The following is a 20,649-nucleotide window of genomic DNA, read 5'->3' as shown; positions in this document are numbered from 1 at the left end:
AGTAACTATCTATTCGCAAAATGTTTTAAAGTCTTGTTCAAACTGTTTGAATCCTTTTGGGTAGATGCGGTCTATTAATTGAAAAATAGTTGAACGATCATCCGGGTCTTGTAATGCAGAAATGAAATCTTTGAAAATCTGATTAGGAACTTTTTCTATCCAAAAGGTGACAAGAGCATGAGATAGGATATAGGAATATTGTTCATCTGTGTATTCTTGTTCCAAGAATTGTTTGTTGTTCTTATTTACAAATGTCGATAAATTTATCTCATCAAGCATATACATGGTACGGATTCTTCCTTGTTCATATTCGGTAAGAGTATGTTCGATTCCTTTTTTATTTATTTTGCAATGTTCAAAAAATTCAGCCAAGCCTTCGTTTAGCCAAATGGGCGGATGATTATTAGTTATTTTTCTGGTGAAATGATGACTTAGTTCATGATAAATGACTCCAAGAGTTTTTTCTCGTCCGTCTTCCCATCCTAAAATAAATGCTTTGTTCAGACTGGATGAATACATACCAATTATGCTTCTGTGTAGAAATATGTTTTTTCCTGCCAGATAAGCAATTCCGTCCATTTTTCTTTTAAATACATGCATTTGTAGACTGAGTGTATCGGGTAGTCCGAATTGAGAATAGAATTTTACTTCGTAGCGTAACATCTGTTCTATTTTCTGGTGGTCTTTTTGGGAAATCGGATCACCTACATAGTCTACTTGTACGGTTTGTGTATGGAGTAGCCCATGAAAAGTGAAGAATAGTATTATAAAAGTAAGAAAGCGCATTTTATTTTTTCTTTTTGAGATATTTCTTTTGTTCACGTTTACTCATATCCTGCATGATAAGTGCGTCGTCAATAACGGAATAGTACTCTTTTTTCTCTTTGGTCTTTATATCTCCTTCTGTTGTGCGAAATACCGGTGTAAAATGAGAATAGGGATATCCGGAAGGAAGATTTGCGTTAAATTTGTTTTTATCAAGGAAGAAATAAGAAATAGATACACCCATTTCTCCGGCCAATCCTACGGGTTGTCCTACTAAAACTTCCTCACCCGGATGTATAAAGTTTTGGTTCATCATAAGATAAGCGGCAAAAGTGCGGTCGGAATGGTAAATCAGTAATTGTAACGGTCGTGTAGTTTGGCAGGCAATGCCGCTACGAGTTGCATAAACCGTATCGCCGCTTTTTAGTTGGAAGTTGAGTGTTTTTCGTGATTCACGTAAATCTATTTTCCATGAAGTCTTTCCACCATTTTTTACCGGGAGGGCATAAGGAGTGTTGATTTGGAATTTTTCAGGGAATTGACCGCGATAAAATATATAAGTAGATGGGTTTTTGAATGGATTATCTACGTGAGAATTTTTTAATATGCTAAATACGGTATTTTTTCCGGGACGCAGATTATAAGACCGATCATTTTTACGAAACAAATAATAGTCACAATAATCTCCGTTATAATAGTTCAGCTCTTCGGCTTCTTGTGTGTTTATTTCCCATTTCGACTCTATAATGTTGATAGGTCGCTCTAATATTTGACGTAAAGATTGAGCAGAGGTCTGTGAGGCAGATAGCGTGAACATTGCTATTAATAGTAGTAGTGTGTCGTATTTGCAATTCATAAAATAGATTCTATTTAAAGTTTAATACCTCTTTACTTCAAAGTTATGAAAACTTCTTCGTTTTTAATGGCTCTAAAGGTGTATTTTTGATTGTATTGCCTATTTATTACTGATTGTTTCCGCTTTTTGAATGGCCAGATTAATATTACTGCAAATGTTTTCTTTACCAAGTAGTTCATAGAAGCCCGATTTCTCAAGTGTTTCATGAACTTGTTCGTTAACGCCGGAAAGTATGATATGTATGTTATCCTTTTGTGATAAACGGCAAAAATTACTAAGATTGTGTATGCCGGTAGAGTCGATAAAAGGAACTTTACGCATACGGATGATACGTACTTTGGGACGATCTCCCAACTGTGCCATTGTTTCTTCAAATTTATTAGCGATACCAAAGAAGAAAGGACCGTCTATTTCATAAACTTCCACTCCTTTCGGCACAATCAGTTTCTCTTCTCTGACGGCAATATCCAGTTCGTTGTTCGGATCTATTTCGTTACGTATCACAGAGACATGTGTTGTTTCCATTATGCGTTTCATAAAAAGCAAACAGGCAATGACAAGGCCGATTTCTATGGCGATGGTAAGATCAAAAATAACAGTCAGGAAGAAAGTGATTAACAACACTGCAATATCTGACTTCGGATTTTTCATCAACATCCGGAACGTACGCCATTCACTCATATTATAGGATACGATAACGAGTACTCCGGCGAGGCATGCCATCGGTATATATTGCGCAAGTGGCATAAGGAATAAAAGAATCAATAACAGTACAATGGCATGGATAATACCGGCAACAGGTGTCTTACCGCCATTATTGATGTTTGTCATGGTACGGGCGATTGCTCCTGTGGCGGGTATTCCTCCAAAAAGCGGTGTAACCATATTGGCGATACCTTGTCCGATAAGTTCTTGGTTAGAGTCATGTTTGTCTCCCGTCACACCATCGGCAACAGTAGCTGAAAGCAGGGATTCTATTGCTCCCAAAACGGCGATGGTAAGTGCGGCGGGCAATAGCCCTTTGATAACTTCCCAACTTATATCGGGAACTTCTGCATTTGGCAATGAAGCGTTAATGGTAAATCGGTCGCCTATTGTCTCTATTGAAGTAATTCCGCCGTATGCTTTCATTAAATAGACGATTATTGTCATCAATATGATGGCAATAAGAGAACCGGGTATTTTTTTTGAAAAACGTGGTGTGACAATGATTATCACAATGCTTAGAATACCTACAAGCGTAGACCATAGGTTGATTGTAGAGAAGTCATGCGCATAGGCAATCCATTTGGAAAGAAAATCAGCCGGATTATTTTCCATCGTTAATCCGAATAGGTCTTTTACCTGTGTGGTGAAGATAGTAACTGCAATACCACTGGTAAACCCTACGACAATGGGGTAGGGAATGAATTTGATAATCGTTCCCAGTTTGAATATGCCGAGAAATATTAGGATGATACCGGCCATGATTGTTGCAACGATAAGTCCTTTTTCACCATATTGCTGAATGATTCCGTAGACAATTACAATGAAAGCTCCCGTAGGACCGCCTATTTGCACGCGGCTACCACCTAATAACGAAATGATGAAACCTGCTATAATGGCGGTAATGATCCCTTTTTCCGGTGATACTCCGGATGCGATACCGAAAGCGATGGCAAGCGGCAGGGCAACAATACCAACGATAATACCTGCCATCAGGTCGGACATAAAAGTAGCTTTGGAATAATCTTTTAAAGCTGTATAAAGTTTTGGTTTGAATTCAAATGCTTTCATCTGTTTTATATGTTCAAATATTGAGGGTGCAAAGTTACAAAATAAGATTATATTAACATCTGTTTTGTTTTATAAATTAAGTAATAGATGCAGTCTATCTGTCCATAAAGGAATTTTATGGAATTATTCTTAATATGTTGAACCAAATAAGTTATCTTTGTGTTATTAAAATAATGGCTTGCAAAACGTACGAATTTACTAACTTAAATTACAGATAATTATGGCTAAAAGTATTAAAGGAACACAGACTGAAAAGAATCTGTTGACATCATTTGCCGGTGAATCTCAGGCAAGAATGCGTTATACTTATTTTGCTAGTGTGGCAAAGAAAGAAGGTTATGAACAAATCTCTGAAATTTTCACAGAAACTGCTAATCAGGAAAAAGAACATGCAGAACGTATGTTTAAGTATCTTGAAGGAGGTATGGTAGAAATTACTGCAAGTTATCCTGCAGGTGTTATCAGCACTACTCTTGATAATTTGAAAGAAGCTGCTGCCGGAGAACATGAAGAATGGTCATTGGATTATCCTCACTTTGCAGATGTGGCAGAACAAGAAGGTTTCCCTTCTATTGCAGCTATGTATCGTAATATCTGTGTTGCAGAAAAAGGACACGAAGAAAGATATCGTGCTTTTGTGAAGAACATTGAAGAAAACCACGTATTTGCTAAAGATGATGTAGTAGTATGGCAATGCCGTAACTGCGGATTTATTATGGAAGCTATGGAAGCACCGAAAGTATGTCCGGCATGTTTGCATCCTCAGGCGTATTTCGAAGTTAAAAAGAATAACTGGTAATCAGGAAAAAAGATTTCGATTACTTTTAAATAAGTAGTCATTGAGATAGGGCAGCCCTGCAAATATTTTGCAGGGCTGTTTTTGTAATAACAACTGCATTTCTGTTTTAAGTATTTTTCGTTTGGTTTTTCTGATGACAGTCTATTTATGAATGTACAGTTAAGTGGTGAAAACGCTCCCTTGAGCGTTGTCTTTCACTCAAGGGAGCATCAGCTTACGCTCCCTTGAGCGATAGCTTACATCTACTGGAGTGTAAGGCATCACTCCCTTAGGCGTTTTTAGTTTGCTTATTCTGCCAATTTAGCAGTTATTCAATTTACTTTGATTTGCCTTCACCTTATCACTATCTACTGCTTTATGTTTGATTGTCAGTTGATTGCAGTGCAGGTAACTTTTTTATGGACACTTGAAAATTGAGCGTTGAAAATTGAAAATAGGAGAGGAGGCTGTTTTACCGGCTGAATCTTTTCTATGATAAAGGTTCAGGATAACCCACTGATACTCAAATGTAATATTCAGGAACTGAAGGATTGAAAGATGAATGAGAATGATTCTGTTTTAACAGGTGTTTCTGTCAGTAAAATGCAGCATTTGTTTCCTGAACTGAAAACATCTTGATGATTAAAAAAAGACATACGGTCGATTGCAAACAAACATACGGTCGTTTGTCTATAAACTCCTATCGTTTGTAATCAATCGACCGTATGCATTTAAAAGTATATTCTTATTCCTTTTTATGTGGATAGTCAATCGTGTAATGCAGTCCGCGGCTTTCCTTACGCTCCATAGCCTGACGGGTAATAAGATATCCTACATTAATCATGTTGCGCAATTCACATATTTCACGGGAAGCTTTACAACGTTTGAAAAGGCTTTCGGTCTCCTCATATAAAATATCCAAACGATTCCATGCACGGGTCAGACGGAGATTACTGCGTACGATACCTACATAACACTCCATAATTTGATTTACCTCTTTTGCACTCTGTGTAATCAGGACTCTTTCTTCGTTGGAGATAGTACCTTCATCGTTCCATTTCGGTATATCCTCGTTAAAATCGTAACGGTCCAGTACATTTAATGAATGTTTAGCTGCCGCGTCTGCATATACCACTGCTTCTATCAGTGAATTGGAAGCAAGGCGGTTTCCTCCGTGCAGTCCGGTACAGGAACATTCACCGATAGCGTATAATCGTTTGATGCTCGATTGTCCGTCTAAGTCCACTTTAATTCCACCGCATAAATAATGCGCTGCCGGTGCTACCGGAATATAATCTTTCGTAATATCTATACCTAAACTGAGACATTTCTTGTAGATATTCGGGAAGTGTTTCTTTGTTTCTTCCGCATTTTTGTGCGTGACATCGAGGTACACATGGTCGTCTCCGCGCAATTTCATTTCGTTGTCGATAGCCCGTGCCACAATATCACGTGGAGCAAGAGAAAGGCGCGGATCATATTTCTGCATAAACTCTTCACCCGCCGAGTTGCGCAGTACGGCTCCATAACCACGCATTGCTTCTGTGATAAGAAAACACGGACGGTCTCCCGGATGAAACAAGGCGGTAGGATGAAATTGTATGAATTCCATATCCTTTACTGCTCCTTTTGCACGATATACCATTGCTATACCGTCGCCTGTGGCAACTAACGGATTAGTCGTGTTACGGTAAACAGCCTCGCAGCCTCCTGTCGCCATGACGGTTATCCGGGATAGGAAGGTATCTACCTCACCTGTTTCTTCATTCAGTACATAAGCTCCGAAACATTTAATGCCCGCTGTATGGCGGGTTACGATGATGCCCAGATGATGTTGGGTAATAATCTCTACAGCAAAGAAATTGGTAAAGACTGTAATGTTCGGATGTTCTTGTACGGCTCTGATAAGACTGTCTTGAATTTCAGCTCCGGTATTATCTTTATGGTGCAGGATGCGGAATTCGGAGTGTCCCCCTTCTTTATGTAAGTCGAAATCACCTTTTTCGGTTTTATCAAAATTCACTCCCCAATGAATTAATTCTTCTATTTGGGCAGGAGCTTCCCTCACTACTTTTTCTACAGCTTCCCGGTCACTTATCCAATCACCGGCAATCATCGTGTCTTCAATGTGTTTTTCGAAATTGTCTAATTGCAAATTGGTAACGGAAGCTATGCCGCCTTGTGCGAAATATGTGTTAGCTTCTTGTAAACCAGCTTTACAGATAAGGGCTACTGATTTCCCTTTATTTGCCACTTTCAGGGCAAAGCTCATCCCGGCAATGCCGGAACCGATAACTAAAAAGTCAAACTTTCTAACCATAACTGTATGTTTATAGTTTGCAAAGCTACGAAATAACTTTTTTCCTTGTTCCTTTTGGGGTAAATAATTGATAAAATCACTATCTTTCGGGCAAATTAAAGGAAATGTATGGATCGTGTTTTTCATTCTAAGATAAATTGGACATATTGGAATATTACGGGAGTGTTGGCCGTGAGCATGCTTTATTTCTTTTGGATTAAAGCGATTATTCCTGCGGCGTTGATTGCATTAATTGAACTATGTCTTATCGAAATGATCATACATACTCAATATGTAGTGACTACAGAAGGCAAATTGAAGTTGAGTTTCGGGAGATTTTATCCTTCTTCCATTATTTCCGTAGGAGATATCCTGTCTATTCAGTCTGCATATCATTTTACTGCATCTTCGGCAGATAAAATCAGAATTGCCTATCGTGGAAAACAGACGAATGAAACAGTTTGCATTTCTCCTGTTAAGAAGAAAGAAATGGTCACTTTGTTGTTGAAAATGAATGACCGGATTATTATTGATGAAAACCTTAAAAAAATACTATCATGAATTATCAAATTGCGATTATTGGCGGTGGTCCTGCCGGATATACAGCTGCTGAAGCTGCCGGAAAAGCAGGACTGAGTGTTGTTTTATTTGAGAAGAATAATTTGGGCGGTGTATGTCTGAACGAAGGGTGTATTCCGACGAAGACGTTACTTTACTCGGCCAAAGTGTATGATTATGCTAAACATGCTTCTAAATATGCTGTTACAGTGCCTGAAGCATCTTTCGATTTAGGCAAGATTATAGCTCGTAAATCTAAAGTTGTTCGTAAACTGGTGTTAGGCATTAAAGCCAAACTCACGGCTCATCAGGTCAATATTGTGACGGGTGAAGCTGAAATCATGGATAAAAACCATGTTCGCTGCGGTGATGAAGTGTATGAGTGCGAGAAGATGATTGTGTGTACGGGTTCAGAAACTTTTGTTCCTCCTATTACGGGGATAGGGGAAGTGAACTATTGGACACATCGTGATGCATTGGATAGTAAAGAGCTTCCGGCTTCATTGACCATTGTAGGCGGTGGAGTTATTGGAATGGAATTTGCCTCTTTCTTTAATAGCTTGGGCGTAAAAGTAACGGTAATCGAGATGATGGATAAAATATTGGGTCCGATGGATGGAGACATATCTTCCATGCTTTGTGCCGAGTATGCAAAACGAGGCATTGCTTTCTTGCTTAGTACAAAAGTTGTTGCTATTTCCCAATCGGAAGAAGGAATCACGGTTTCCTATGAAAATGAGCAAGGAGCAGGAAGTGTGCTCTCTGAAAAACTATTGATGAGTGTAGGTCGTCGTCCGGTAACGAAAGGTTTTGGTCTGGAGAATCTTGGTTTGGCTACGACGGAACGTCGTTGCATAAAGGTTGATGAGCATTTGCAATCTTCCGTAGAAGGAGTGTATGTATGTGGAGACCTGAATGGTGTATCTCTGTTGGCACATACGGCAGTGCGTGAAGCAGAGGTCGCAGTCAATCATATTGTCGGAAAAAAGGACAGCATGAGTTACCGTGCCATTCCGGGAGTGGTTTATACAAACCCGGAAGTTGCAGGAGTAGGTCAGACGGAAGAGGCTTTACAGTCTGCAGGAATTGCTTATCGGGTAGAAAAACTCCCAATGGCATATTCCGGACGTTTTGTTGCTGAAAATGAAGGTGTGAACGGACTTTGTAAAGTTATCATGGCAGAAGATGGTACAATACTTGGAGCACACGTGTTGGGTAATCCGGCTTCGGAAATAATCACTATTGCGGCAATGGCGATAGAGACTGGCATGAAGGCTGAAGAGTGGAAGAAAATTGTCTTCCCTCATCCTACAGTTGGTGAGATATTCCGTGAAGCATTATGATTGTCGGTGAATGAAAAGAAACCTGTTTATAGTATCATTTTTGTTTGCCTGTCAAGTAGTTATATTTGCACAGGCAAACTTAAAGAACCGCTTGGATGCATTAATGGATGCCGATTTTCTGAAAACCTCAGAAGTCGGTATTGCTGTATTTGACCTTACTTCTGGTAAATCATTGTATGATTATCAGGCTAAGAAATTGTACCGTCCGGCGTCTATAGAAAAATTAATAACAGGAATTACCGCGCTTGATAAGTTGGGAGTGGGGTATCGTTTTAAAACATCACTTTGTTATACCGGCCAATTGGAAGATAACCAACTTAATGGCGATTTATATGTAATAGGAGGTTTTGATCCGGAGTTTGCCGATGAAGGAATGAATCGGTTGGTGGATATAGTGGTGCAATCCGGTATTAAAAAGATAAATGGCAGATTGTATGGTGATATTTCTATGATGGATTCTTTGTATTGGGGAATGGGTTGGTCTTGGGATGATAACCCCTACTATTTTCAACCTTATCTTTCTCCTTTGATGTATAATAAAGGATATGTGGAAGTAACGGCACATCCTGCGCAAAAGGATTCTGCCGCATTACTCACCATAACTCCTGTTTCTTCTTATTATTCTGTCAATAATCAGACAAAAAGCAAGAATTCGTCTGCCGGTAAGTTTGAAGTTACCCGTAATTGGTTAGAAGGAGGAAATGATATTCTTGTAAGAGGAAATGTAGCATCCGCACAGATAGACAGGGTAAATATGTGTACTTCCCAAGATTTCTTTATGCATACTTTTCGTGAGCGGTTGATGCAAAAGGGAATAGATGTTTCTGATTATGCATTTTCCGATTGTCCAACCGATAGTATGATGCTTCTGAATACCTATTATCATACTTTGCTTGATGTCTTGATGCGTGCCATGAAAAAGAGTGATAATCTGTCTGCTGAGGCTATGTTTTATCATTTGGCGGTGAGTGACGGAAAGATGCGTGTTGGTAGTGATGATGCAGTAGAACCGATAAGAAAGAAAATAAAGCAACTTGGTTTTGAACCTAAAAACTACCGTATAGTGGATGGTAGTGGTGTATCACTCTATAATTATATTTCTCCGGAGCTGCTACTTGCTTTTTTAAAGTATGCTTATTCCAATGAAAATATTTATGAACCATTATATAAATCATTGCCGATAGCAGGTGTGGACGGAACTTTACGCAATAGGATGAAAGAGGGTAAAGCTCATAATAATGTCCGTGCCAAAACGGGTTCTGTAACCGGAGTCAGCTCATTGGCTGGATATGCCAAAGCTTCGAATGGTCATATATTGGCTTTTGTCATTATCAATCAAAACGTTTTGAAACAGTCTGAAGCCAAGGCGTTTCAGAACAGATTTTGTGAAGAACTGTGTAGATGATAATCCGGATAAAGGATATATTTCTCATTTGAACATAGGTGATACAAACCATTTTTTATACATCCATGTGGCTAAGTAGTAAAGTCCGATAGCGGAGATAAATCCTGCAATGGCATCTATCAGATAATGTGCCTGTATGTAGACAGTAGCACAACAGAGCAGGCAATAAAAAGGCATTAAGCAGGAAAAGAGTATTTTATTGCCACGGTATGCCATAATCATAAGTATGGTGGAAATCCCAACATGTGAACTGGGGAAAGCAGCTGTAGGCCGTTCACCTACCTGTTGGGAGGCTTCTACCAGATTATAAAAGAATCCATGTTCATAACCCGGTCCGGGCAGCAGTTCCAAATGATGATTAAAATAGTCTCCGATGGATGGGAAATAGCCCGAACTAACATTTTCCATGCCTATTGCAGGGAAATAGAATTGAGGACCGGCAACGGGAACGATGATATAAAAGAAATAATAGATGAAGAAGGCTGTAACTAATACGAAAGATACCTTTTCAAATAGTTCGAAACGGAAAAGGAAATACCATATACAGACGATCAATATCATCGGGTAGTAAGAGAAATATCCCATATTGAAAGGTTCGCTCAACCACATAGCCGGAACATTATTGCTAAATTCTACAGCAGGTTGACAACCGAAGATAAATTGTTCGGCTCTTGCAAATACATGATCTAAATTGGGCAGTAACCGGTTAAATTCAAAAGTATCCGGATACCAGTAAGAAAGGAGGCCCATTTGCACGGCGATACGCACGAAAGCAGAGAATTTACATGGAGCCAGACGATACAGATACATTAATGCGAAAGTCATTCCAGCGATTAGCACCCGCTCCCATAACATTTGGAGTGGATGGTCCATTTCTTTAAACATGAAGAGTATTAAAATGGAAGTAAGCAAGTTGTAAATCAGACTTATTTTTTCTACGGCAAATAATCCTTTTTGCGTATCTACACGTTTAAATATATCTAGAGCCATTTTTCTTTCTTATACCAGGCAATAGTTTCTTTTACACCTCTTTTCAGTGGATATTCGGGCTTGAATCCCAAATCGTTAACTAAAGGTGAAATATCGCATTGCCAGTTGCGTTGTTTCATTATTTTATATTTATCGGCATTGAGTGTACTGCTTTTTCCCAGCAACGCAGCAACAAAACCAGCGAGCAAAGATACTATTTTTAAAATAAATAACGGACATTTAATATGAATAACAAAAGGATTACCTAATTCTTTTTGGATATAATCGGAAAAAGCACGGCTGGGATAGATCTCTCCATCACTTACAAAATAGGCCTTTTGAGTAACATTCTGTTCGATGGCTAAAAACAATGCTTTCACCAGGTCTTTTACATAAATGAAGGTTAAGTCTTGTCTTTCAAATCCGGCTGCAAAATCTATGTGTCGTTTTATGGATTTTGCCATTAGAAAATAATCTTTCTCACGAGGTCCATAAACTCCGGTAGGACGGAAGATAACGTATGGGAATGCTTGTAGGTTACGGATATATTGTTCGGTTTTTATTTTGCTGATTCCATAAGCGGTGTTTGGTTTCGGGATATCTGTATCTTTTATTGGTTCATAAGTTTTTTCATGTATAGGTCCATAAACACTTAGTGAACTGATATAGATAAATTGTCGGGGAATCATATCTAAGCTTTGTAATGCTTCAATAAAGTTCTTTGTCGCTACATAGTTGCCTTTGTCGAAGCCATCTTTATCTTTACATTTGGTGACACCGGCACAATGGATAATATAGTCCCAGCAAACGGACATTTTCTTGCAATCACTAAGCTGTTCCGATAGTCTATCCGGATTATTAAAACTTAGCTCTAGAAAGTGTATTCTGTTATCTTTCAGATATTTTTTGCTACTTGTAGAACGTATACCTGCCCATACTTCAAAATCACGGTTTAATGCTTCCTCTACTATAAAGCTTCCTATAAAACCACTTGCACCGGTTATTAATATTTTTTGTTTCATCATAATTACTTATTGCTGGCAGGAATATCTTCCGTTTTTGGGATTGATTTTATAGGTTCAACGTGTATTCCTATATGTGTATCCTGTCCGTACTGATCTTTCAATTTGTTTTCAATTTGGGTGGCCGTATGGTGTGCTTCACATAAAGATATATTTCCATCCATTCGTATATGAATTTCTATTGCATAATGATTGCCTATTCTTCTGGTACGCAGATTATGTGGCTGTTTTACTCCGTCAAAAGAAGTAACAATGCTTTCAATTTCTTTTTCGACATCATCAGGGAGGGATTTCTCAAGTAATTCGTCTAAACAGGGTATTAAAAGTTGTATTGAGACTTTCATAATGAAGAAACTCACTATTACGGCAGCAATGGGGTCAAGTACTCGCCAATTATCTCCCAAAAGAATAGCTCCGCCAATACCTATGGCAGTTCCGATAGAAGAAAGTGCATCACTGCGATGATGCCAGGCATTAGCCGTTACAGCCTGTGAGTTTAACTGTTTTCCTTTTATAACCGTGTATCTGTATAAAATTTCTTTAGCAATAATGGATAAGATAGCGGCTATCAATGCTAATATTCTAGGACTTTGTAAGGTTTCTCCTTTTATGAAAGAAATTATCTCGGAGGCGCCATTCCATAAAACACCGAACCCGGCTAATAGCAAAATACTACCGATAATGGCTGTTGCCATTGTTTCGTATTTTCCATGTCCGTAGTCATGTCCCTTATCGACAGGTTTGTTGGATATACGGACAAAAATGATTACAATAACATCTGTGATGAAGTCTGAAAGAGAATGGACTGCATCTGCTATCATGGCAGCACTGTGTCCCCAGATTCCGGCAATGAATTTGAAGACAACAAGCATAAAGTTGACCATACTGCCAATGATCGTAACTTTATAAATGCCTTTTTCCCTGATTTTATTGGCGATTTCGTCCGCTCCTTTTGGACTATTCATTTTGCAAATATAAAACATAAATTAATGTATTGTGTCTTTTATTCTGCATAATAGCATTGCGATATGCTTTTTTAGACGGATTATTAATATTAAATCCATTTATTTTGTTTACTTTGTATTCCAATAAAATGATGATCTTATGGCAAAGAAAAAAGAGAAAAAAGCCGGTAAACGGATGAAAAAAGGTGAATTGTCTGATAAATTGATGAACCTTTTCCGTGAGAAATCTACAGAAACGCTTAGTACCAAGCATATATTTTCAGAACTTCAGTTAACAACACATCCTTTAAAGATGCTCTGCATGGATATTTTGTCGGACATGTTGGAAGATGATTATCTTACCGAGGTTGATAAAGGAAAATATAAATTGAATGATCACGGAACAGTATTGGTAGGAACATTCCAACGTAAAAGTAATGGAAAGAATTCGTTTATTCCCGAAGGTGGAGGTGAACCTATTTTTGTTGCGGAGCGCAATTCGGCTCATGCAATGAATAATGATAAGGTAAAAATAGCCTTTTATGCAAAACGAAAAAAACGAGATGCAGAAGGAGAAGTTATAGAGATTCTTGAACGTGCTAATGATACAATGGTAGGCACTTTGGAGATAAGTAGGTCTTATGCTTTTCTTGTGACGGAGAACCGTACGCTTGCCAATGATATTTTTATCCCTAAAGATAAATTGAAGGGAGGTAAGAATGGAGACAAAGCTGTGGTGAAAATTATAGAGTGGCCTGATAAAGCAAAGAATCCTATCGGACAGGTTATTGATATTTTGGGTAAATCTGGAGATAATACAACAGAAATGCATGCTATCCTTGCAGAGTTTGGTTTACCTTATGTGTATCCGAAAGCTGTAGAAACGGCGGCAGATAAAGTTCCTGCTGAAATATCCGATGAAGAAATAGCCAGACGTGAGGATTTTCGTAAAGTAACCACCTTTACTATTGATCCGAAAGATGCGAAAGATTTTGATGATGCTCTTTCCATTCGTAAGCTGAAAGAGGGTTTATGGGAAGTAGGAGTTCATATTGCCGATGTTACACATTATGTAAAAGAAGGAGGTATCATAGATAAGGAAGCGGAGAAGCGTGCAACGTCAGTATATTTGGTGGACCGCACTATTCCTATGCTTCCGGAAAGACTTTGTAATTTCATTTGCTCTTTGCGCCCAAATGAAGAGAAACTGGCTTTTTCCGTCATTTTTGATATTACAGAAAAAGGTGAAGTTAGAGATTCTCGGGTAGTGCATACGGTTATTAAGAGCGATCGCCGTTTTACTTATGAGGAAGCCCAAGAGATTATCGAAACGAAAAAAGGTGATTTTAAGGACGAAGTACTGATGCTTGATACCATAGCAAAGGCTTTGCGTGACAAGCGCTTTGTGGCCGGTGCTATTAACTTTGACCGTTATGAAGTAAAGTTTGAAATAGATGAAAAAGGAAAGCCGGTCAGTGTTTATTTTAAAGTATCGAAAGATGCAAATAAGTTAGTGGAAGAATTTATGTTGCTTGCCAACCGTACGGTTGCCGAGAGAATAGGAAAGGTAGGCAAAGGGAAGAAAGCAAAAGTGCTTCCATATCGTATTCATGACTTACCGGATCCGGAAAAATTGGATAATTTGGCGCAGTTTATAGCTCGTTTTGGTTATAAGCTCCGTACAAGTGGCACAAAAACGGATGTATCCAAATCAATTAATCATTTGCTGGATGATATTCAGGGAAAGAAAGAAGAAAACTTAATAGAAACCGTTTCTATCCGTGCGATGCAGAAAGCAAGGTATTCAGTTCACAATATTGGACATTATGGTTTGGCGTTTGATTATTATACCCATTTTACTTCACCGATCCGTCGTTTTCCTGATATGATGGTACATCGTTTGGTAACTCGTTATTTAAGCGGTGGCAGGACTGCTTCCGAAACGAAATATGAAGATTTATGTGTGCATAGTTCCAGCATGGAACAAATTGCTGCAAATGCAGAACGTGCATCTATTAAATATAAACAGGTAGAATTCATGAGTGAACGCCTTGGACAGACGTATGATGGTGTTATTTCCGGAGTTACCGAATGGGGATTATATGTAGAGTTGAACGAAAATAAATGTGAAGGCATGATTCCGATTCGTGATTTAGATGATGATTATTATGAATTTGACGAGAAGAATTATTGCCTTCGTGGGCGTCGTAAGAATAGGACGTATAGCCTTGGAGATGTAATTACTATTAAAGTAGCACGTGCTAATATAGAGAAAAAGCAACTGGACTTTGCTTTGGTTGAATAGACTAAAGTTGCATATTCTATCCTCATTTTTTAAACATTTTATCCACAAGATTGTTTATTCGGATAAATGCGACATTTATCCAAATAAATTAATTAATATGAAAAAGGATGAGAGTGTGGAGTCTGTTCCCTTTGTGGATTTAGATAAATACATGGGTGTGTGGTATGAAATTGGGAGATATCCTTGTTGGTTTGAAAAAGGAGCTTCTCATGTTAAAGTTGAGTATACGTTACGCGACAATTATGTTGAAGTTATCAATCGATGTATCAAAAAAGGGAAAGAATCTTATGTTACCGGTAAAGCGTATGTGATGCCGGATTCGGGGAATGCAAAGTTAAAAGTCAGGTTTAAATGGCCATTCCAAGGAGATTATTGGATAATAGATTTAGATGAGGATTATTCATGGGCTGCTGTATCTAATCCGAAGAAGACCAGACTTTGGATTTTATATCGAGAGCCTAATGTTACAAATGAATTGTTACGTTTAATTGCAAAACGTGTGATACAAAAAGGGTTTAATTCTGCAAAGATTATATGGACAGAACAATAATTTTGAATTAATATTATGAAAACAATTGCTTTAGAAGATAAAGCGGACATAGAAGCTATTATTTCCCGTTGTGATATTTGTTATGTAGGCATGGTTGATAAGGAAGGTTTTCCGTATGTGATACCTATGAACTTTGGATATAAAGATAATACCCTTTATTTGCATTCTGCTCCAACAGGTCATATCATTGATATACTGGATAGTAACAATCATGTTTGTATTACTTTTAGTATAGATCATGAATTAGTTTTTCAACATCCTAAAGTGGCGTGCAGTTATCGAATGAAGGCAAAAAGTGTAATTTGTAGAGGGAAAGTAGAGTTTGTAGAAGAGCTGGACGAGAAACGTAACATATTGGATATTATTATGTTGCATTACTCAGGAAGAATGTTTGAATATGGAGATCCGGCAGTTCGGAACGTGAAAATATGGAAAGTTTGCATTGAAGAAATCTCTGCAAAGGAATACGGAGCTCCACATTAATAAGATGTGGTATATTAAGTTATTTTATTCGTCTATTTAATTGGTTATTGGCTTTTGACGGTTTAGATTTGCCTACACGCTTGCCTGTAGGCTTTTTTTTATCTAATTTCTTACCATTTATTGAGGCAAAAGGATTTTTATCGTTTCTATTATTCATAATGCTTTTTGTATTTTTGATTTATTGATGGCAAATGTAGCTATTTTCCCATAAAAAAGAGCTCTAAATATTGAAATGCCAGACTTATTTCCTAACTTTGCATTTTCTAGTGCATCGTATAATTTATTGACATGAGTCCACTAAATTTTACTCATATTCTGACACAGGCAGTCGATGAGCTTTCGGAGAGCGAATCTTATAAAGGGCTGTTTCACCAACATCGTGACGGAGAACCACTTCCTTCCGCTAAAGTTCTGTATGAAATAATAGAACTGTCGCGCGCTATTTTATTTCCGGGATATTATGGTAATTCTACAGTAAATAGCCGAACGATCAACTATCATATCGGAGTAAATATTGAGACTTTGTTCGGATTGCTTTCCGAACAGATTCTAGCCGGACTTTGTTTTGGTAAAGGAGATCAGTGTGAAGAATGCATTAGTTCGATGCGTGAAAAAGCTGCTATATTGGCTGCCGAGTTTATCAGTAAACTACCGCAGATGCGCCGTATACTTGCTACAGATGTAGAAGCGGCTTATAATGGTGATCCTGCTGCCATCAGTTTTGGAGAAGTTATCTTTTGTTATCCTGCTATTAAAGCTATTAGTAATTATCGTATTGCCCATGAACTGCTTGAGCTAGGAGTACCTCTTATTCCTCGTATCATTACTGAAATGGCGCACTCAGAAACAGGTATAGACATTCATCCGGCAGCAAAGATAGGAACACATTTTACAATAGATCACGGTACCGGTGTGGTAATCGGGGCGACGAGTATTATTGGAAATAACGTGAAACTTTACCAAGGTGTTACATTAGGTGCTAAGAGTTTTCCATTGGATGAAAATGGCAAACCGATTAAAGGAATACCCCGTCATCCTATTTTGGAGGATAATGTTATTATCTATTCTAATGCTACAATTTTAGGTAGAATTACAATTGGTAAGAATGCTACGGTGGGAGGTAACATTTGGGTGACGGAGAATGTAGCACCCGGGGTGCGTATAGTACAGACAAAAGCAAAAAAATAATTATCAAATAAGAAATAAACGTGGAGAACGAAAAATTTGAGCTCATAGCTAAGACCTTTCAAGGGCTTGAAACAATTCTGGCAGAAGAGTTAACTAATCTTGGTGCTGATAATATACAGATAGGTAGGCGGATGGTTTCATTTACGGGTGATAAGGAAATGATGTATAAAGCAAATTTTTGTCTTCGTACAGCCATTCGTATTTTAAAGCCTATTAAACAGTTTAAGGCGAAAGATCCGGATGAAGTCTATGAGGCGATTAAAGCAATTTGTTGGGAAGATTATTTGAATGTAGATAAGTCGTTTGCGGTTGATTCGGTTGTGTTTTCCGATGAATTCCGGCATTCTAAGTTTGTAGCTTATAAAGTAAAAGATGCTATCGTAGATTATTTTCGTGAGAAAACAGGAAAACGTCCTTCTGTCCGTATTAATAAACCGGATGTTCTGCTGAATATTCATATTGCACAAGATAAATGTACACTTTCTTTGGATAGTTCGGGGGAATCGTTACATCGTAGAGGCTATCGGCAAGAAGCAGTTGAGGCTCCCTTGAATGAAGTACTTGCTGCCGGAATGATTTTAATGACGGGTTGGCGTGGAGAATGTGATTTGATTGATCCTATGTGTGGTTCGGGGACGATTCCGATAGAAGCTGCTTTGATAGCGCGTAATATTGCGCCGGGTGTATTCCGAAAAGAATTTGCTTTTGAGAAATGGAATGATTTCGACCAGGACTTATTTGATAATGTATATAATGATGATTCGCAAGAGCGGGAGTTTACTCATAAAATTTATGGGTATGATAATAATCCGAGAGCTAATGAGATTGCCCTTCATAATATGAAAGCTGCAGGAGTAAGTAAAGATATAGTGTTGGCATTACAACCGTTCCAGCAATTTCAGCAGCCCAAAGAAAAAGCAATACTTATAACCAATCCTCCTTATGGAGAACGTATTTCTACAAATGATCTGTTGGGATTATATCAAATGATAGGTGAACGGTTAAAACATGCGTTTCAAGGAAATGATGCTTGGATTTTAAGTTATCGTGAAGAGTGTTTTGATCAGATTGGTTTGAAACCTTCTCAAAAGATTCCTTTGTTTAATGGTGCTTTGGAGTGTGAGTTTCGTAAATATCAGATATTTGATGGTAAATACAAAGAGTTTAGGAAAGAAGAAGTAGAGAATAAAAAAAGATGGAGAAACTAAGAAAAATATCTGCTTTGCTATTAGTAGGGTTGATTTCAGTGACAGTTATGGCACAGGAAAAGAAAATGCTTACTTTGGAAGATGTGATTCCCGGCGGGGAGACTTATCACCAATTCAGGCCTGAGAATATTTATGGTTTACAATGGTGGGGAGATATCTGTGTCAAACCTGATATGGAAGATATAAAAACAATTGATCCCCGTACCGGAAAGGAAAATGTAATTGCGACTTTAGAAGAAGTAAATAAGGCAATCACAGATGGAGAAAAACCTTACAGACTATCACATCCGTTGAAGCCATTGCAACATTTTATGAATGTTACATTTCCATGGATGGATAAGCAAATAATGGTATTTCGTCAGAGTAATTACATCATTTATTATGATTTCGGACAGAAAAAGATAATTAATCTTTTCTATCTTGATTCTAAAGCTATGAATCTGGATTTCTGCCCGGAGAATGGTTATGCAGCTTATACTGTGGGAAATAACCTGTTCATAAATAATAAAGGAGATGATGATGAGATTATAAATCCTGTATTAACTGACGATAGTGCTGACGAACAGGGAATTGTTTATGGACAGGCGGTTCACCGTAATGAATTTGGGATAACGAAAGGTACGTTTTGGAGTCCTAAAGGTACTTATTTAGCTTTCTATCGTATGGACCAAAGCATGGTATCCGATTATCCATTGGTCGATATTTCCCAACGTGTCGCCTTATTGGATAATATCAAATATCCGATGGCAGGAATGATTAGCCATAAGGTTACCATAGGAGTATATAATATAGCTACCGGTAAAACGGTTTATTTGCGGGCGGGTGATCCTACCGATCGTTATTTTACAAATATAGCATGGAGCCCGGATGAGAGTAAAATTTATGTGATAGAGTTGAATCGCGATCAGAATCATTCTCAGTTGGTTCGTTACGATGCGGGAAGCGGTGAACGGGAAACCGTGCTTTTGGAGGAAACGCATCCTAAATATGTAGAACCAATGTATCCGATTCTTTTTGTAAAAGGTAATGATAAGCAGTTTATCTATCAAAGCCAGCGAAATGGTTTTAATCATTTGTATTTGTATGATACGGATGGAAAGTTAGTTAAACAGTTGACTTCTGGTAATTGGTTGGTACAGAATATTCTTGGTTTTGATAAAGACGGAAAGAATTTATTCTTTATGTCTACGGAAAAGAGCCCTATGGAGAGCCATCTTTATAAGGTGAATTTGAAATCAGGTAAACGTACATTGATAACCTCACAAGCGGGAATGCACGATGTTCTTGTTAGTGCTTCCGGAGCGTATGCTATTGATAAGTATTCTTCGGCAAACATTCCTCGTGTTATTGATATTGTGGATACGAATAAAGGGAAAGTAATGCAAAATCTTTTGACTGCGAAAAATCCTTTTGAAGAATATGCTATGCCAATAATTGAAACAGGCACTATTAAGGCGGCAGATGGGGTGACGGATCTTTATTATCGTCTGATTAAACCGTCGGATTTTGACTCTAATAAAAAATATCCGGCTATTATTTATGTTTATGGAGGGCCTCATGCACAAATGATTCATAATAACTTTAATTGGGATGCGCGTGGATGGGACATTTATATGGCGCAGAAAGGCTATATCATGTTTACATTGGATAATAGAGGTAGTGAAAACCGTGGATTGGATTTTGAAAATGTCACTTTCCGTCATTTGGGAGTTGAAGAAGGCAAAGATCAAGTGAAAGGAGCAGAGTTTCTAAAATCTCTTTCGTATGTGGACGGAGACCGTATCGGAGTACATGGTTGGAGTTTTGGCGGACACATGACAACATCTTTATTGTTGCGTTATCCGGAGTTGTTTAAAGTGGGTGTAGCCGGCGGACCTGTCATAGATTGGAAATATTATGAAATAATGTATGGTGAGCGCTATATGGATACTCCTCAGGCAAATCCGGAAGGATATGAAGAATGTAACTTGAATAATCTGGCTAAGAATTTGAAGGGACATTTGTTGATTATTCATGATGACAATGATCATACTTGTGTATTGCAGCATACTTTATCATTTATGAAAGCTTGTATTGAGGCGCGCACTTATCCTGATTTGTTTATTTATCCCGGACACGATCATAATGTGAAAGGACGTGACCGTGTTCATTTGCACGAGAAGATTACCCGATATTTTGAGGATTATTTAAAGTAAAATCA

17 protein-coding genes and 1 pseudogene are annotated in these 20,649 nt (G+C 38.1%); 10 read left to right on the top strand and 8 right to left on the bottom strand.

Features of this window, described 5'->3' with window-relative positions:
- Positions 1–9 precede the first annotated feature (9 nt).
- The 3 genes from DXB63_RS01190 to DXB63_RS01180 all read right to left on the bottom strand — a co-directional run bounded on the left by DXB63_RS01190 (position 10) and on the right by DXB63_RS01180 (position 3,397).
- The gene (locus DXB63_RS01190; protein ID WP_122124689.1) at positions 10–786 is read right to left on the bottom strand and encodes a basic secretory protein-like protein; all 777 of its coding nucleotides are present in this window, start codon (positions 784–786) and stop codon (positions 10–12) included.
- A gap of 1 nt (position 787) precedes the next feature.
- A complete protein-coding gene (locus DXB63_RS01185) occupies positions 788–1,621 on the bottom strand; it encodes a M23 family peptidase (protein WP_122124535.1) in 834 nt (277 codons plus the stop codon).
- A 99-nt stretch (positions 1,622–1,720) separates the two neighbouring features.
- Complete coding sequence (locus DXB63_RS01180; protein WP_122124534.1) at positions 1,721–3,397, bottom strand: SulP family inorganic anion transporter; 1,677 nt, start codon at positions 3,395–3,397, stop codon at positions 1,721–1,723.
- 220 nt (positions 3,398–3,617) lie between these two features.
- On the opposite strand from DXB63_RS01180, the gene rbr reads away from it, so the two are divergent.
- A complete protein-coding gene (rbr, locus tag DXB63_RS01175) occupies positions 3,618–4,196 on the top strand; it encodes a rubrerythrin (protein ID WP_122124533.1) in 579 nt (192 codons plus the stop codon).
- Positions 4,197–4,920: 724 nt separating this feature from the next.
- Here rbr and nadB read toward each other — a convergent pair.
- Positions 4,921–6,495, bottom strand: a complete 1,575-nt coding sequence (nadB, locus tag DXB63_RS01170) for an L-aspartate oxidase (protein ID WP_122124688.1) — start codon at positions 6,493–6,495, stop codon at positions 4,921–4,923.
- 108 nt (positions 6,496–6,603) lie between these two features.
- Here nadB and DXB63_RS01165 point away from each other — a divergent pair, with 108 nt between their 5' ends.
- From DXB63_RS01165 to dacB, 3 genes are read left to right on the top strand one after another with little or no spacing between them, the layout of a single operon-like run.
- Positions 6,604–7,035 carry a PH domain-containing protein gene (locus tag DXB63_RS01165; protein WP_122124532.1) on the top strand — a complete coding sequence of 144 codons (432 nt, stop codon included), beginning with the start codon at positions 6,604–6,606 and terminating at the stop codon, positions 7,033–7,035.
- The gene (lpdA, locus tag DXB63_RS01160) at positions 7,032–8,375 is read left to right on the top strand and encodes a dihydrolipoyl dehydrogenase (RefSeq protein ID WP_122124531.1); all 1,344 of its coding nucleotides are present in this window, start codon (positions 7,032–7,034) and stop codon (positions 8,373–8,375) included. The genes DXB63_RS01165 and lpdA overlap by 4 nt, the downstream gene beginning before the upstream one ends.
- A gap of 10 nt (positions 8,376–8,385) precedes the next feature.
- Positions 8,386–9,780: a D-alanyl-D-alanine carboxypeptidase/D-alanyl-D-alanine-endopeptidase gene (dacB, locus tag DXB63_RS01155; protein ID WP_122124530.1), complete on the top strand. Its 1,395-nt coding sequence runs from the start codon at positions 8,386–8,388 to the stop codon at positions 9,778–9,780.
- A 24-nt stretch (positions 9,781–9,804) separates the two neighbouring features.
- Here the strand turns inward: dacB and DXB63_RS01150 are convergent, their stop codons facing one another.
- The 3 genes from DXB63_RS01150 to DXB63_RS01140 are packed head-to-tail and all read right to left on the bottom strand — an operon-like array spanning position 9,805 to position 12,736.
- Positions 9,805–10,770, bottom strand: coding sequence for a phosphatase PAP2 family protein (locus DXB63_RS01150; protein ID WP_122124529.1), 966 nt, complete (start codon positions 10,768–10,770; stop codon positions 9,805–9,807).
- The gene (locus tag DXB63_RS01145) at positions 10,761–11,771 is read right to left on the bottom strand and encodes an NAD(P)-dependent oxidoreductase (RefSeq protein ID WP_122124528.1); all 1,011 of its coding nucleotides are present in this window, start codon (positions 11,769–11,771) and stop codon (positions 10,761–10,763) included. Before DXB63_RS01145 ends, DXB63_RS01150 begins: the two co-directional genes overlap by 10 nt.
- A gap of 5 nt (positions 11,772–11,776) precedes the next feature.
- Positions 11,777–12,736, bottom strand: a complete 960-nt coding sequence (locus tag DXB63_RS01140; protein ID WP_122124527.1) for a cation diffusion facilitator family transporter — start codon at positions 12,734–12,736, stop codon at positions 11,777–11,779.
- A 139-nt stretch (positions 12,737–12,875) separates the two neighbouring features.
- Between DXB63_RS01140 and rnr the strand changes: the two genes are divergently transcribed.
- The 3 genes from rnr to DXB63_RS01125 all read left to right on the top strand — a co-directional run bounded on the left by rnr (position 12,876) and on the right by DXB63_RS01125 (position 16,053).
- Positions 12,876–15,020 (top strand): ribonuclease R, encoded by a 2,145-nt coding sequence (rnr, locus tag DXB63_RS01135; RefSeq protein ID WP_122124526.1) that lies wholly within the window; start codon positions 12,876–12,878, stop codon positions 15,018–15,020.
- Positions 15,021–15,117: 97 nt separating this feature from the next.
- Positions 15,118–15,570, top strand: a complete 453-nt coding sequence (locus tag DXB63_RS01130; protein ID WP_122124525.1) for a lipocalin family protein — start codon at positions 15,118–15,120, stop codon at positions 15,568–15,570.
- A 15-nt stretch (positions 15,571–15,585) separates the two neighbouring features.
- A complete protein-coding gene (locus DXB63_RS01125; RefSeq protein ID WP_122124524.1) occupies positions 15,586–16,053 on the top strand; it encodes a pyridoxamine 5'-phosphate oxidase family protein in 468 nt (155 codons plus the stop codon).
- A 19-nt stretch (positions 16,054–16,072) separates the two neighbouring features.
- Here DXB63_RS01125 and DXB63_RS18070 read toward each other — a convergent pair whose 3' ends face one another.
- Positions 16,073–16,210 carry a hypothetical protein gene (locus DXB63_RS18070; RefSeq protein ID WP_199604132.1) on the bottom strand — a complete coding sequence of 46 codons (138 nt, stop codon included), beginning with the start codon at positions 16,208–16,210 and terminating at the stop codon, positions 16,073–16,075.
- A 131-nt stretch (positions 16,211–16,341) separates the two neighbouring features.
- Between DXB63_RS18070 and DXB63_RS01120 the strand changes: the two genes are divergently transcribed.
- The 3 genes and pseudogenes from DXB63_RS01120 to DXB63_RS01110 all read left to right on the top strand — a co-directional run bounded on the left by DXB63_RS01120 (position 16,342) and on the right by DXB63_RS01110 (position 20,644).
- Positions 16,342–17,241 carry a serine O-acetyltransferase gene (locus DXB63_RS01120; RefSeq protein ID WP_122124523.1) on the top strand — a complete coding sequence of 300 codons (900 nt, stop codon included), beginning with the start codon at positions 16,342–16,344 and terminating at the stop codon, positions 17,239–17,241.
- Between the two features lie 20 nt (positions 17,242–17,261).
- Positions 17,262–18,431: pseudogene (locus DXB63_RS01115) on the top strand (class I SAM-dependent RNA methyltransferase); the annotation flags it as partial.
- Positions 18,432–18,436: 5 nt separating this feature from the next.
- A complete protein-coding gene (locus DXB63_RS01110; protein ID WP_122124521.1) occupies positions 18,437–20,644 on the top strand; it encodes a S9 family peptidase in 2,208 nt (735 codons plus the stop codon).
- The last annotated feature ends 5 nt before the right edge of the window (positions 20,645–20,649 follow it).

It is taken from the genome of Bacteroides sp. OM05-12, from assembly GCF_003438995.1.
GTDB lineage: Bacteria > Bacteroidota > Bacteroidia > Bacteroidales > Bacteroidaceae > Bacteroides.
The sequence above is the reverse complement of the archived record's forward strand: the minus strand, read 5'-3'. Positions and strand labels throughout refer to the sequence as shown.

What these genes read in the sequence shown, in the direction of transcription:
- DXB63_RS01140 (WP_122124527.1), bottom strand. Translation starts at nt 12,736, where the DNA reads ATGAATAGTCCAAAAGGAGCGGACGAAATCGCCAATAAAATCAGGGAA.
- dacB (WP_122124530.1), top strand. Translation starts at nt 8,386, where the DNA reads ATGAAAAGAAACCTGTTTATAGTATCATTTTTGTTTGCCTGTCAAGTA.
- DXB63_RS01185 (WP_122124535.1), bottom strand. Translation starts at nt 1,621, where the DNA reads ATGAATTGCAAATACGACACACTACTACTATTAATAGCAATGTTCACG.
- DXB63_RS01165 (WP_122124532.1), top strand. Translation starts at nt 6,604, where the DNA reads ATGGATCGTGTTTTTCATTCTAAGATAAATTGGACATATTGGAATATT.
- nadB (WP_122124688.1), bottom strand. Translation starts at nt 6,495, where the DNA reads ATGGTTAGAAAGTTTGACTTTTTAGTTATCGGTTCCGGCATTGCCGGG.
- DXB63_RS18070 (WP_199604132.1), bottom strand. Translation starts at nt 16,210, where the DNA reads ATGAATAATAGAAACGATAAAAATCCTTTTGCCTCAATAAATGGTAAG.
- rbr (WP_122124533.1), top strand. Translation starts at nt 3,618, where the DNA reads ATGGCTAAAAGTATTAAAGGAACACAGACTGAAAAGAATCTGTTGACA.
- rnr (WP_122124526.1), top strand. Translation starts at nt 12,876, where the DNA reads ATGGCAAAGAAAAAAGAGAAAAAAGCCGGTAAACGGATGAAAAAAGGT.
- DXB63_RS01130 (WP_122124525.1), top strand. Translation starts at nt 15,118, where the DNA reads ATGAAAAAGGATGAGAGTGTGGAGTCTGTTCCCTTTGTGGATTTAGAT.
- lpdA (WP_122124531.1), top strand. Translation starts at nt 7,032, where the DNA reads ATGAATTATCAAATTGCGATTATTGGCGGTGGTCCTGCCGGATATACA.
- DXB63_RS01120 (WP_122124523.1), top strand. Translation starts at nt 16,342, where the DNA reads ATGAGTCCACTAAATTTTACTCATATTCTGACACAGGCAGTCGATGAG.
- DXB63_RS01190 (WP_122124689.1), bottom strand. Translation starts at nt 786, where the DNA reads ATGCGCTTTCTTACTTTTATAATACTATTCTTCACTTTTCATGGGCTA.
- DXB63_RS01110 (WP_122124521.1), top strand. Translation starts at nt 18,437, where the DNA reads ATGGAGAAACTAAGAAAAATATCTGCTTTGCTATTAGTAGGGTTGATT.
- DXB63_RS01145 (WP_122124528.1), bottom strand. Translation starts at nt 11,771, where the DNA reads ATGAAACAAAAAATATTAATAACCGGTGCAAGTGGTTTTATAGGAAGC.
- DXB63_RS01125 (WP_122124524.1), top strand. Translation starts at nt 15,586, where the DNA reads ATGAAAACAATTGCTTTAGAAGATAAAGCGGACATAGAAGCTATTATT.
- DXB63_RS01150 (WP_122124529.1), bottom strand. Translation starts at nt 10,770, where the DNA reads ATGGCTCTAGATATATTTAAACGTGTAGATACGCAAAAAGGATTATTT.
- DXB63_RS01180 (WP_122124534.1), bottom strand. Translation starts at nt 3,397, where the DNA reads ATGAAAGCATTTGAATTCAAACCAAAACTTTATACAGCTTTAAAAGAT.